This window comes from Sphingomonas sp., assembly GCF_041661825.1.
Classification (GTDB): Bacteria; Pseudomonadota; Alphaproteobacteria; order Sphingomonadales; family Sphingomonadaceae; genus Sphingomonas.
In genome coordinates, this window is sequence record NZ_JBAZTU010000002.1 from 418,597 (window position 1) to 431,682 (window position 13,086).

Annotated in this window: 12 protein-coding genes; 10 read left to right on the top strand and 2 right to left on the bottom strand. The window is 64.0% G+C overall.

All coding sequences use genetic code 11. The annotated features are described in order from the left end of the window. From WC729_RS09130 to WC729_RS09150, 5 genes are all read left to right on the top strand, one after another. Positions 1-1,416, top strand: coding sequence for a Wadjet anti-phage system protein JetA family protein (locus WC729_RS09130; protein ID WP_372851836.1), 1,416 nt, complete (start codon positions 1-3; stop codon positions 1,414-1,416). After that, positions 1,409-2,128 carry a DUF4194 domain-containing protein gene (locus WC729_RS09135; protein ID WP_372851838.1) on the top strand — a complete coding sequence of 240 codons (720 nt, stop codon included), beginning with the start codon at positions 1,409-1,411 and terminating at the stop codon, positions 2,126-2,128. The genes WC729_RS09130 and WC729_RS09135 overlap by 8 nt, the downstream gene beginning before the upstream one ends. Next, positions 2,115-5,555: an SbcC/MukB-like Walker B domain-containing protein gene (locus tag WC729_RS09140; protein WP_372851840.1), complete on the top strand. Its 3,441-nt coding sequence runs from the start codon at positions 2,115-2,117 to the stop codon at positions 5,553-5,555. The genes WC729_RS09135 and WC729_RS09140 overlap by 14 nt, the downstream gene beginning before the upstream one ends. Beyond that, entirely contained in the window at positions 5,552-6,700 is a 1,149-nt protein-coding gene (locus WC729_RS09145; protein WP_372851842.1) for a Wadjet anti-phage system protein JetD domain-containing protein, read from the top strand. The genes WC729_RS09140 and WC729_RS09145 overlap by 4 nt, the downstream gene beginning before the upstream one ends. Positions 6,701-7,131: 431 nt before the next feature. Next, positions 7,132-8,709, top strand: coding sequence for a chloride channel protein (locus WC729_RS09150; RefSeq protein WP_372851844.1), 1,578 nt, complete (start codon positions 7,132-7,134; stop codon positions 8,707-8,709). On the opposite strand, the gene WC729_RS09155 is transcribed toward WC729_RS09150, so the two are convergent. Both WC729_RS09155 and WC729_RS09160 read right to left on the bottom strand, forming a co-directional pair. Beyond that, positions 8,612-8,983 (bottom strand): DUF6768 family protein, encoded by a 372-nt coding sequence (locus WC729_RS09155; RefSeq protein WP_372851846.1) that lies wholly within the window; start codon positions 8,981-8,983, stop codon positions 8,612-8,614. The genes WC729_RS09150 and WC729_RS09155 overlap by 98 nt on opposite strands. Beyond that, the gene (locus tag WC729_RS09160) at positions 8,983-9,531 is read right to left on the bottom strand and encodes an RNA polymerase sigma factor (protein WP_372851848.1); all 549 of its coding nucleotides are present in this window, start codon (positions 9,529-9,531) and stop codon (positions 8,983-8,985) included. Before WC729_RS09160 ends, WC729_RS09155 begins: the two co-directional genes overlap by 1 nt. 226 nt (positions 9,532-9,757) lie before the next feature. On the opposite strand from WC729_RS09160, the gene WC729_RS09165 reads away from it, so the two are divergent. From WC729_RS09165 to WC729_RS09185, 5 genes are all read left to right on the top strand, one after another. Continuing rightward, a complete protein-coding gene (locus WC729_RS09165) occupies positions 9,758-10,600 on the top strand; it encodes a LuxR family transcriptional regulator (RefSeq protein WP_372851850.1) in 843 nt (280 codons plus the stop codon). A gap of 100 nt (positions 10,601-10,700) precedes the next feature. Beyond that, positions 10,701-11,309 (top strand): acyl-homoserine-lactone synthase, encoded by a 609-nt coding sequence (locus WC729_RS09170; RefSeq protein WP_372851852.1) that lies wholly within the window; start codon positions 10,701-10,703, stop codon positions 11,307-11,309. A gap of 5 nt (positions 11,310-11,314) precedes the next feature. Next, a complete protein-coding gene (locus WC729_RS09175; protein WP_372853286.1) occupies positions 11,315-12,211 on the top strand; it encodes a phytanoyl-CoA dioxygenase family protein in 897 nt (298 codons plus the stop codon). Continuing rightward, the gene (locus WC729_RS09180) at positions 12,208-12,807 is read left to right on the top strand and encodes a GntR family transcriptional regulator (RefSeq protein WP_372851854.1); all 600 of its coding nucleotides are present in this window, start codon (positions 12,208-12,210) and stop codon (positions 12,805-12,807) included. Before WC729_RS09175 ends, WC729_RS09180 begins: the two co-directional genes overlap by 4 nt. A gap of 101 nt (positions 12,808-12,908) precedes the next feature. Beyond that, positions 12,909-13,043 (top strand): benenodin family lasso peptide, encoded by a 135-nt coding sequence (locus WC729_RS09185; protein ID WP_372851856.1) that lies wholly within the window; start codon positions 12,909-12,911, stop codon positions 13,041-13,043. Positions 13,044-13,086: the final 43 nt, after the last annotated feature.

The window sequence follows — 13,086 nt, forward strand, 5'->3', positions numbered from 1 at the left end:
ATGGACGATGCAACGGAACGGCCACTGTTTGGCTCGGTTCCTTCCGACCTGTTCAAGATATTTGCTGGCCCAGCCCGGCATTTCTACGCCGATCTCCTCACCCAGCTGGTCGACGATCCGTTCGGGCACAATGGCGAGATTGCGACCCGCAGCCGAGTGCTGGACGCGATCGCGGAGGTGATAGACCGGACTGGCCGGGCGCTGGTCGTGAGCAAGCTGTCCGAAGAGGAGGGCAGCGACTTCGTTTTGCAATCGCATCAGGCAGCCTATCGGCGCTTGCGGGCGACTGGCTGGCTGGTCGAGTATCGAGACCGCTATCGCCGTGTCGTCGATTTCGACCCCGCCGCGCGGCTGTTGCTGCACACGCTGCTCGACATTCAGAACGGCCGCGTCCGCTCCTATGGCGGGGCGGTTCTCAAAGTACTCACACTGCTGCGCTCGGTGATTGACGATCCCGATACCAATGCGCTCAATGCTCGGGAAGCCGCGCTTGCCGCACGCGGTTTCATGAATCACCTACATACCGTCGCGGGCACGATGCGGAAGATCGAAGATCTGATCATGAAGCAGCCGAGCGCGACCGCGCTCGTGCGTCGCTTCGTCGAGGACTTCATCGAATCTCTTGTTGTTCAGGACTATCGCAACCTGCATTCGCGCGAGAGCCCGTATCGCTTTCGTAGCCAGATCGTCGATGTCGGCGAGGAGCTCCTAGAGGATGACGACAAGCTGGCCCGCGTCGCCCGAGGCTGGGTTGCGGGAGGCATCGCGCGCGAGGCGGCGCAGGTCAGGGACCAGGTCATCGCCGATATTCGCGAAGTGGTGCGGGTCTTCTCGGCCATTGACGATCATGTCCGCGAGATCGAGACGACGACCTACCGGATCGAAAAGCGCATGACGAACGTCGTGCGGTTCAGCGACCGCATGGCGACGATCAGCACCGGGAGAATCCTCGAAGCCCTTTCGCTGCTAGGATCATCAGGCCTTCCGCCGCACGCCGAGATGGACGTGCGTACCAGGCTTCAACTCCTTCCCCTCCCGATCGGTCAGGCCCAATTTTACAGCCCGCCCCGGCGCCGTGCGGAGGCGACCGAACGGGAAATCGAGGTTCGTCCGCCAGATCCGGCGCTCTCGCGATATCTCGCGGCACTCGACCTGTTCGAAGGCCGCGTGGGCATCACGCCCGAACGGCTTGAACGCTATATCGAGGCTGCACTTGGCGAAAACGACGCCCTGCCCGCTTCCGATTTTCCGTTGCGCGATATCGACGATTTCCTGACCTTCGAGCGCCTTCATGAGGCGGGATTCGGCCCGCTGGCCGACCGGTTCGAGCTGGAGCCGGTCGATGGTCGCCTCGCGAACGACTGGATCGAGCGCGACGACTTCGTCCTGCGGCGAAAGGCCAGGGCCAATGGCTGATCTGCTCCAGGTCTCGCAGATCCTCGACAGTGGCAAGGTCGACGAGGAGGACCTGCAGGCGGCGCTTCAGGCGATCCTGTTCCACCAATGCTTATATGAAGACTGGCCCTTTGCGCCCGCATACCGGCTGCTCGCGCGGCACCTGCACCAGGTGCAACCGATCCTGGGTGCTTTCGGCTACCGGCTGACGCACCATAGCGTCGCGCGGATGCTGGTACTCGAGCCTGTGAAGGCGATCTACGGCGTGCATATGAGCCGGCTGCGCAAGGACGAGACCACGATCCTTCTCGCTCTCAGGCTGCTCTACGCCGAAGGCGTGAGTTCGCTCGACGAGTATGGCCGGGTCGAGTGCGACAGCGACGAACTGCACGATCGCCTGCGATCGGCAGGCGACGAGCCCCCGCCGCTACCGCGACTGATCGAGATCCTGAAGCTCCTGCAACGGCGCGGCCTTGTCCGGGTCGGTGAACGAGACGCGAATGAGCAAATCCTTCCGTTGACGATCATGCCGGGCATCACGGTGCTGGTGCCGGACGTCTATGTGGAAGCATTGGTGCAGTGGCTGGAAAACCGGGAGCCGACACAGGCGCCCGCGAGCGGATTCGTCGCGATCGTGGCCGGACACGCCGACGATGTACCTGCGGAAGATCCTTACAACACGTCCGCGGCGGAAGACATGACAGCCGAGGAGGACCCCGATGTACTCGCTTGAGCGCCTGGTCCTCTATAACTGGGGCAGGCTCGAGCCCCAGGATATCGAGATCAGGGGTACAACCGCCATCCTGGGTCCGACCGGGGCCGGCAAGAGCACGATCGTCGATGCGATCCAGGTCGTGGTGACCGGTGCCAATAGCCGCTATTTCGACCTCAACAAATCGACGGGTGGCAAGAACGCCCGGACTGTGCGCGATTATTGCCTTGGGGCCGACGATCATATCTCGCCGGACGGCCCGGCGCGCGAGGTAGCCGACACGCTGGTCGCGCTGGCCTTTCGCGACCGAAAGACAGGCGAGCTGGTCTCGATCGGCATTATCTTCTCCGCCAGTCGGACAGAAAGGCGCGAGGAAGTGCGCTGGCGCTTCGTCGCGCGCAATTACGGCATTTGCCTCAATGATCTGACGGATGTGCGGGAGGGCGGCAAACGCTTCATGCCGCAGGCCGGCCGGATGGTGGAGCGTCTGAAGGAGCGGTGCCCGGCTATTCGCTTCCACAACACCGGCATTGCCTATGTCGACGATTATCTCCACGCGATGCGTAAGCACGGCGCCGCACCAGACAGTGGCCAGGTGCTGAGAAATTTCCGGGAATCGATCGCCTTCCAGCCTATCGACGATCCGACCGAGTTCGTGCGGCGTCATATCCTCGAAGAAGACTTTATCGAGGTCGAGGCGCTGCGCGGTTCGATCGAGCGCTACCGGTTTTTCGAGCAGGAGGTTCAGCGCCGTGAGCTGCAACTGGCCGAGATCGGCGAGGTCCGGCGACGAATGCAGGTCTGGGCGCAACACCTGGTGCGCCGTAATGTGCTCGAATTCACCGTCGCGCATGCAGAGAGGCGCCGCCTTGAACTGGTCCGTGCCCGCTATGAGGAGCAGCGGACCGAGCTCGGCGAACGCCTGCAGCGCGAACTCCAGGCAAAGCTTCGGAGCGAACAGGCGATCACACAGCTTCAGGAAGACATTCTTCGGCACCGCGCAACCATGACGCAGCTCCCCGAGGCGATGCATTTGCGGGCGCTCGACGCGGAGCGGGCAGCGATGACGGAACGTCAGGCCGACGCACTCGCGGCGGCGCAGCGACGGCTCTCGACACTTGCCAGGTTCGCTGGGCTGGACAAGCACCGGGACCGGGTACCGATCCATCTGGCGGATGCGATGAAAGCCGTCACGGAGTTGCAGATCCTGGTCCGCACACGCACCGTCGACGCACTTCTCGCAATCGATGACGATCTGGTCGCGCTTGAGCGCCGCGTCATCGCACTGGCGCAGGCCGACGGCAGCTTCGAACGACAGATTGAGGCACTGAACGCCGACAGCGTCGATCAGAAACGCCGGCTGGGCGAACTGGAGCAACGTCTTGCCGGGGGACAGACCGGCCAGATTCTCTCGTTCAAGACGGTGCGCTTCATCGCCCTGTTGAAAGAACAGGGTATCGCCGCGCAGGCGCTGCCGGATCTTGTCGAGATAAGCGATCCCTCCTGGGCGATGGCGCTCGAAATGCTGCTCGGCGCGCACCGCGAGGCGCTGCTGATTCCGGCCGCGCGGCTGGGGGACGCCTTTGGACTCCTGTACCGCGAGCGGCGCGACTATGACAGTTGCCGGCTGATCGACACCCGCAAGACCGCACAGTGGCAGTCAAGACTTCCCGAACGGTCGATCGCCCGGGTCATCACGACAGAGAGCGAGGATATCCGCGCATATGTCGAGCGGCAGGTCGGCCGCTTTTTGATGGCCGATTCCGAAGGCGAACTGGAAATACTCGACCAGGCGATCACCAAGCGCGGCAAGACCACGCAAGGCATGGCGCTCAGGGTGTACCGCGACATCGAGCCGATCCTCGGCAAGACCGCGCAACGTACCGCGCTCGTGGCCGCACGGGAGGAGTTCGAACGGCTATCGGCCGACCACGCCCATACGCTGGGGGCCTTGCAGGCGCTGATGACCGCCCGCGCGGCGATCGCGGAAGGCGGCACCACTGACGATGCGTCGCTTGCCCTTGCCCTTGGCCGGATGCGCGACGCGGCCAGCGCGCTGCGCGGGATTGCCCAGTCCAGAAGCGGCGTTGCCACCGGTCAGAGCACCGGGCTCGATGAAGAGATCAAAGCGCTTGAATCGGACATAGCGGGCCATCGCGACGAGATCGCGCAGGATATTCTGCCGTTGATCAAGCAGCTCCAGACCGATGAGGTAGCGCTCCAGGTCAAGCTGGCGACAACCGCGCAGGACCATGGCCGCAGGGTCACCGAGGAAGAGGCAGCTGAAGAACGGTCCCGCGCGGAGCCAGTTGCAACTCTCGTCGCCATGCTGCCGGAGGCGGAACGGATCGAACAGGCGCGGTCGCGCGTCAGTGTGGCCGCCGAGCTCGTCCCGGAAGGACGGGACCCGGCCGCCCAGCTGAACGATCTGGCCGTCCAGGCAAAGGCCGATGGCGAACCGCTTCTCCGGCTTGCCGAACAATCGGTGCAGCGCGGGCGATCACTCTTCATGCAATTCGTGCAGGATCATGTCGGCCAGTCACCGATGGCCGATCCGACCGACGTCCTGATCCTGCAATGGTGCCTGACCAAGGAACGTAAGCTCGAGGATGACGAGCTGCGGCAATATCGCGAGCAATTCATCAGCGCACGCGAGAAGATGGAAAGCGACCTCACCGAAGGGTTGATCAACCGCCTTTCCGACAAGTTCCAGAAGGCGCGCACCCAGATCGAGCGCCTGAACCGCAACCTCGCGGGCAGGCGCTTTACCGGGCAGACCTACACCTTCAGGTACCGCGTGAACGAGGCACTGAAGCCCATCCATGTGTTGGCGGAGGCCATCGCCGAGGCGCCCGGGCGGGGGCTTTCGATCCTCGACGATGACGGTATCGACCCGCGCGTGAAAGCGGGATTCAGGGATTTGGAAAAGCGCCTGGCTGACGAGGACCTCGTGAAGGACCTCAGGGACTATCGCAAATTCTTCGATTTCGACCTCCACATGCGCAACGACGCCGGCCAGGAGACTACCCTCAGCAAGCGCTCGGTGACGGGTTCGGGCGGACAGAAGCAGGCGCCCTATTATGTCGCGGTCGGCGCCGCGATGGCGGCCGCCTATTTCCCCAAATCGACCGGCATGGAACCCGAAGGCCTTGGACTCGTCGTATTCGACGAGGCGTTCAACAATCTCGATGCGCCGAACACGCGCGCCCTGCTGGAGTTCTTCAACGCGCTCCACCTCCAGGTGCTTGTCGCAGCGCCTGACAAGGTCAGAGCGATGTTCCTTGAGACCGTCGACACCATCGTTTCGGTTAACCGGCGCCCCGACACGCAGGAGCCGATGATCACGGTTACCCGTCCAACTCCCTATGCGCGCGAGGCGTTGGCCGGGATCAACCCCGTCAATCGCGGCGTCGAATATTACAGGCCGGAGGCAGCAGCGGCAGAATGAAGCGGCACGGCGATCCGGGAACCCTGCTCCGGCGCCTGCTTGAGCGGCATGAACGCCGAACGGATGACCGCCATCTGATTGAGCGGCCAACACAGGTGTTCGACGGGACGGAAGACCGCAGGGCGCTGAACGATGTGCTGGCTGCAGCCGAGGTTGCCGGCGCGGTTCGGCTGTTCTGGGACCGTGATGCGCCGCATCTGATCGAGCGTGTGCTACTCCTCGATGCCGAGCTCCTCTCCCGCTTCACCGGCCACGTCCCTCGATCGCTGACGGTGGAGGCTGGGGTCGCGGCGCTGACCGCATCCGGTGCCACGACCGACATGGCGCGGCGGCTTGTGTCGGACCTGACCGACGCATGGCGAAGCAACCGAAAGGTTGCTGGATTGGGCCCCGAGCGACCCGATGCAGCGCTCGCTCTGGTCCTGGCGACCGAAGCCGCTTTCACTCCACTGCCGCCCGGCGTTCCGCTGCGCACCCGCTCCGCGCGGCTCCTTGGTGACAGCAAGGCGCTCGAACGCAGCCTGGCGCCGCTCCTCACCTATCTGCGCCTGATCGGAGCGGTTGATCCACAGCTGTCCCGGGACGAAGCCCTGGGACACCTAGGCCTGTCGAAATTTCCGCAGCCGGTGCTGGCAGCGGGCGCGTTCAGCATTGGCGGTGCCGCGATGGCCGGTTGGCCATTTGTGGGAATTCCTCCTGAGCTTATCGATACGGTCGAGCCGGCTGGTCGGGTCAAATCGCTCCTGACCATCGAGAATCTCGAGAGCTTCAACCGACATGTTCGCGAGGCACGGCATGGCGGCGATATCGTCGTCTATACCGGCGGCTTTCCGGCACCCACCGTGGTCTCGCTCCTTGCCCACCTGGTGGGATTGGCGGGCGTCGAGCGGCTCCATCATTGGGGCGACATCGACCCGGGCGGCCTGAGGATCGCGCTCTTTCTGGAGTCAGCCCTGTCGTTGAGCGTTGTGCCACATCTGATGGACCCCGACCTCGCCGAGCTTCGCGGCAGCACGCCTTCATCCAGGCAGCAAGTGCCGCCGGCCACTCCATTATCCGGCTTCTGCAGGCTGGCCACCTATCTCGCCGGCGAGGATGCCCGGTGGCTTGAGCAGGAGATGACAGATCCCGAGCCCGTGGGTTAAGCGCGTCGAGCTGCGGGCGGCCTGATCCAGCAATTCTGGCCGATCTCCAATCCGCACAATATACTGCTAATTATCAATATTATTTAGCTCTTCGCAAAATATGGCCGATCTTTTGGCCGATCTCTCAGGCCCGATCGCGCCAGCCCTGCCACGACGGCCAAGTGGCTCCGACATTGCCGTTGGAGGTCAGCGCGAACCGGCCCTGACGACAGACTGCCATTGCCTGGACCGAGGTCGCGATGACCGGGCCCGTCAAATCGGGGCGCCTGCTGCGCCCGGTCATCGATCCTTGCGGCGAAGGCAACACAGTCCGCGAGTCTCGGCTCACCGGGCGGAGTTTCAATACCCGCTGCTGCGCCATGATTCCGAAACCGTCCCAACCTTTGCCATCGCTGTGGAAACCGTCGGCGAGTCGGACTAGTCGCTTGCCGATGAAGACTTCGCTCAGCCGACGGTGGCGGGTGCTGATCCGGCGCCATGGCCCGACCTCTCCGTTATGGCGCCGCCGGATCGCCATGGGCACCGGGGCGGTCTCGATCGGGCTTGCAGCACTGTTCTTCGCGCGCGTGGCCGATGGCGCCAACGACCTGTTCCTGCGTCTCGTTGCTTCGATCTGTTGGATTCCATTGGTGATGACGCCGCTCGGTTTTGCCGGAATCGCCTGGGCTACCAGGCGCTTCGCCCCCGAAGCGGCTGGCTCGGGCATCCCACAAGTCATTGCCGCCGCCCATGACCCCGACCGGGCTGTCCCGATGCTTATTTCGCTGAAAGCCGCCGCAATCAAGTTCACCCTTACGATCGCCGCCTTGCTGTGCGGTGCCTCGGTCGGACGGGAGGGACCGACGGTGCAGATATCGGCGGCAATCCTGAGCTGGCATCACCGCTTCTTCCGCGCGCCGCTGCGCGCCTCGATGATCATCGCGGGGGGCGCGGCCGGGGTCGCGGCAGCGTTCAATACGCCGCTGGCGGGCGTCACCTTCGCGATCGAGGAGCTGGCCGACGCCTATGAGCAGCGCGTGGCCCTGCTGGTGATGACGACGATCCTGATCGCCGGCATGGTCAGCCTCGGGCTGGCGGGCGACTATGTCTATTTTGGCGAGGTCGGCGAGCATCTCAAAGTAGGCGCGGTACTGCGCATCGCACCCGTCGCCGGCGTCCTGGGCGGGCTGAGCGGCGGCCTCTTCGCGCGCCTGTTGCTCAGCATGGGCGCCATGCGCGCGCGCTGGCTGCCAACGCTGGCCAACAGGCCGATCTTATGGGCGCTTGGCTGCGGTGTGATCGTCGGAACGCTCGGCGTCGTGACCCATCTCACCTGGGGGACTGGTTATTCGTCCGCGCGGCAGATCATTGACGGTACCAACGCGCCCTATTGGTTCGGGCCGGCCAAATTCGCGACGACACTGGCGACTGCGGCATCGGGCATGCCGGGCGGTATCTTCGCGCCGTCGCTGGCAACCGGTGCGGGACTCGGCGCGCTGCTCCGGCCAATGTTCCCCGGCGACCCGGGCGGTGCGGTCGTGCTGCTCGGCATGGTCGCCTATTTCACCGGTGTCGTCCGGGCACCGCTGACCGCGGTGATCATCATCGTCGAGGCGACGGCGAGCCGCGGACTGATCCTGCCGCTGTTCCTCGCGGCATTGATCGCGCACGCCGTGTCCGCACTCGTCTGCAAGGAACGCCTCTATCATGGGCTCTCCAAACCGTGGCGCGAGGCATTGCGGGGCGGCGAGCCACAACGCCATCGGCCCCGGCTGATTGAGCCCTGGTTGCGCCTGACTGCCTCATGGTGCGGCGTCTGTTCTTCCGGCCCGCTAGTCGCACCAATTTTTCCGCTCACGAACTGCGCCTTCGCAACGCTGGCTTCCGCGCGGCGACATCTCGGCCCCCGCTCGAACGATGATCGGCGCGACATCATTGCGGCTTTGCGCCGCGTGCGACCTGCAATTCAATGCGCTTCAACTCGCGCATCAGGCGGTTGGTATGGATCTGGGGCCAAAGCGCCATCTTGATCATCAGCGACATCAACAGCAGCACCGCCGCCGGCAATCCCCAGCGCAGCGCGTCCAGGACTTGGTCTGCCGCGAAAAAGCGCCACGCCGCCCACGCGCCCGCGACGAAGGCTGCGCCCTGAACGATGATCAGAATCAGACTCACCCAGCCGAACCGGCCAGCGAAAATCCCCATTATCTGCTCGAAATAGCCCGGTTCGTCGCCGATCGAATGGAGCAGAGCGCGCTCTTCCGCATCGAGCGCTTCGTCGATCAACCTGTCGATGTCCTTCATCACTCTTCTCCTCCAAATTCCTCACGCAACTTCAGCCGCGCATGCATCAGGCGGGTCTTGACGGTGCCCGCCGGCACGTCGAGCGCGACGGCCACCTCGGCCACGCTCATGTCTTCGAGATGGAACAACGCGATCGCCGCGCGCTGCGCGGCGGGCAGTCTGCGAATCGCTGCGCGGAGAAGGGCAATATCCCGCCCACCAATCTCCGCACCCTGCGCGACCGTTTCGGGTTCAAGGGCGACTGCGTCGCGCAGCGCACGCCGTCTGACATTTCCCGCAATGTGGCGCGCGCAGCGCCGTGAAACGATGCGATAGGCCCAGGCCGGGAATGCCCGGTCGTCCTGAAGTTGCCCCAGGCCGCGTACGATCTCCGTCCAGCCCTCCTGCACGACTTCGCGCGCGCTCTCGGTGTCGCCAAGGAGACGCCAAGCATGCGCGACGAGTTTTCGCTGCCAGCGCTCTACCAGCGCGCCGAATGCCCCGCGGTCCCCCGCCTTGGCCGACGCGACCAGATATTCGTCGAAGACGCGGGCCTTTGTCCGAGTCACGCCGATTCCCCCTTCTGTCAGCTAGAAGGTGACTCGATGACGACGCCCGGTTCAATCCAGCTGTCGAAATATTGCTGCCGGACCTGGCACCACCTCCGGACGGGATCACACCTTTACGAGGAACAGACTCGCCAATGGCCCCGATTCAAAGCCATTTTGGAGGTTTAATCGTTTGACGTCATATATTTACCCTCGCCAATCAGGCGGCAACAATGTCGCTCTGTCGGTGGCCCGTGAGAAGCCGTCCGGCCAGGAGCCCGAGAAGGTCGTTTCGCAAAGCCCGGCGTTAGGGCCGGCCTTGCGATCGGTGCGGGTCGTTATGGCAAGGCTGGCGATCGCCGATGCGTTCGTCGACAGCGCACGCGCTGCGAATTCCAAAGACGAGTTGTTCGCCCTGCTCGCGCAATGCTGCGAGGCGATGAAGGTCCGGTATTTCGCACTGGTGCAACATGTCGATTTCATGGCTGCCGGCAGTTCGGGCATCCGTCTGCACAATTACCCGCCAGCATGGCAGCACTGGTTCGACGAAAACCGCCTGGGTCAGGCCGATCCGATCCACCGCGCCAGCCATGTAACGGGTTTCGGCTTTCCATGGTCCGCCGTGCCGAACATGATCGGACTCACACCAGCGGACAGGAGCATCCTGTCCCAGGCCCGCATTATCGGCATCGGCGACGGCTTCACCGTTCCCGTCCACGTACCGGGCGAAATCAACGGGTCGTGCTCCTTCGCCATCGACCCTGGAGACCCTTTTCCCAAGGAACTGTATTCGGTCGCTCAGATCGTGGGTGGCATTGCCTTTGAAGCAGCAAGGAGACTGTCCCATATGCGCGACCTCTCGCCCGCGCCGGAGCGACCGCTCACCAATCGCCAACGTGACTGCGTGCTGTGGTCGGCACGCGGCAAGACGGATTGGGAAATCTCCCAGATCCTCGGCATCAGCCATGAAACCGTGATCAAGCACCTGCAAAACGCGCGCCAGCGCTACGGGGTACATAACAAGGCAATCCTGGCGATCCGGGTCCTATTCGACGGCCTGATCAGCTTCTCGGAAATACTGATCCACTGAAATACCAAGTTCTTGGAATAGCCGGTGTGCGTGACCGGCGCGACAAGGTCGGCCTCTTCTCACTGGAGGCCTCCACATGGTTCAACTGCTTGATACAGATATGGAAACGGCGGGCGATGCCGCGCTCAATGCGATGTTCCTCGCGCGCAAGAGCGTCTTTGTCGACCTGCTCAAATGGGACGTCCCGGTCCGCGATGACTGTCACGAGATCGACCAGTTCGACGATGCGCACGCCCGCTACCTGATCCTGCTTGGCGATGACGGTCGGCACCTTGGCTCGGCGCGACTGCTCCCGACGACCAGGCCACACATCCTTGACACGCTATTTGCCGGCCTGTGCGAGCACGAGCCGCCGCGCGGTCCGCACGTCTACGAAATCACCCGGTTCTGCCTTGACCGGAGCCTCAGGGCGATCGAGCGACGCAAGGTTCGCGACCAGCTCGTCACGGCCCTGGTGGAACACGCCCGGAGACACGGCATTGCAACCTATACCGGCGTCGCTGAAATGGGCTGGTTACAACAGATTCTGAGCTTCGGCTGGGAATGCCGGCCGCTCGGCCTGCCCGTTCATCACGGCAGCACAATGCTCGGCGCGCTTGAGATCAGGATCGAGCCCCGTACCCCGAGCTATCTTGCCGAGGCCGGCATCTGGTCCCCGGTCGAAAGCAGCGATCTTACGCAAAGGCGCGCCGCCGGCGCGAGAGGGTGACCGATATGACGCTCGATCATGCTTCGCCAAAGCCCGCCGGATTCGAGACCGCCTCGGAGGCACTTCGCGGCCAGGGCTGGTGCCTGCTGCCGAACCTCCTCCCGCAAGACAAGGTCGCAGCGCTCGCCGCGGATTTCGATCCGATCTTCGAGGCCACGCCCTTTTGCGAGGGCGATTTCTACGGCGCCCGCACCAAACGCTTCGGCAGCCTCCTGAAACGCTCTACGCACGCCGCCGACTTCGTCCAGCATCCGCTCATTCTCGCCCTGGTCCAGGAAATGCTTGGCCGATGGTGCGACACACTCCAGCTGAACCTCACCCAGGCCATCGAGATCCATCCCGGCGCACCAGCGCAATTCCCGCACCGCGACCAGGACATGTGGCAAGCAGAGAAAGGTGAGATGGAATATCTCGTCAACGTGATGTGGCCGCTCACCTCCTTCACCCGGGCAAACGGCGCGACCCTGATCTATCCGGGCACGCACGGCGAACAAGCGCTGGTCGACGAGCCGCCGGGCGAGCCGCTGGTCGCATCCTGCTGCCCCGGAACCGCGCTGCTGTTCCTCGGCTCGACCCTCCACGGCGCCGGCGCCAACACCGCCATCGAGCCCCGACGCGGCGTGATCATCAGCTACTGCCTGGGTTGGCTCAAACCCTATGAGAACCAGTGGCTCGCTTATCCACCCTCGGTCGCCAGGCGGTTCGATCCCGAGCTCGCAGGCCTTGTCGGCTATCGCCAGCACCGCCCCAATCTCGGTAATTACGAAGGTGTCTGCCCGTCGGCCCTGCTGGGCGACGATCTACCGGATCATCTCGGCGCGATCGACGCCCTGCGTCCCGACCAGGCCGAAGCGGTGGCGGCCCATCGCCGCGGACAGCATGGCAATGGTGACGACGCGTGAGCCCGGTCCAGGCGATGGATCGCAGCTATGCGACACTCAAACAGATGCTGCGCGAGGGCGTTTTCTCGCCCGGATTCCGGCTCGAGGCCAACCGCCTCGCAGGCGATCTCGGGGTCAGCATGACACCGGTGCGCGACGTGCTCCACCGGCTGGTGGGTGAGCGGCTGGTCGAAGCCAATAGCGGTGAAGGCTTTCACGTGCCGACCTTCACGGAGGAGGCGCTTCGGGATCTCTACGAGTGGAATGCCGCACTCCTGTCGATCGCGGCCAGAACGGCGCGGTCACCCGACCCTGGCAATCACCCCGGCTCGACCCCACCGCTCTGGGAAGTCGCGGCGGGGGCCGACCGCGTGGCGGCCTTGTTCATCAGGCTTGGGGCAGCATCGCCGAATCGCGAAATCGGATCGGCGATCGACAGCGCAAATGACCGCCTGCACCCGTTCCGGCTGATCGAACCCGATGTGCTGGAGAGCATTGATGGCGAACTCGAGGCGATCGTCCTGCACGGTCCGGGGCAGGCCCAGGCCATCCGCCGCTACCATCTGCGCCGGATGCGCGCCGTTCCAGCGCTCCTGCGCGCGCGCCGCAAGACCTGACCGGGCGGACTCGATTATAATCCGATTATAATGTTCTTATAATCCTCCGACGGGCTGATCCTCCTCCTGCCGCATGATCGCGGCGATCAAGGAGACCGAAGATGAACCCCGAAACCAACGAGACCATCGACCTCATCGATCTCGGCGCCGCCAGCGTCGAGACCCAGGGTCAGGGCTTCACTGTGCTGGACGCGGTCGGCCTGCAGCCGATTGCCGGCCTGTCCGACGAGGACTGATTTCCAGGGCGTCGGCGCGGCGGGCCGCGCCGACGTACCGCCT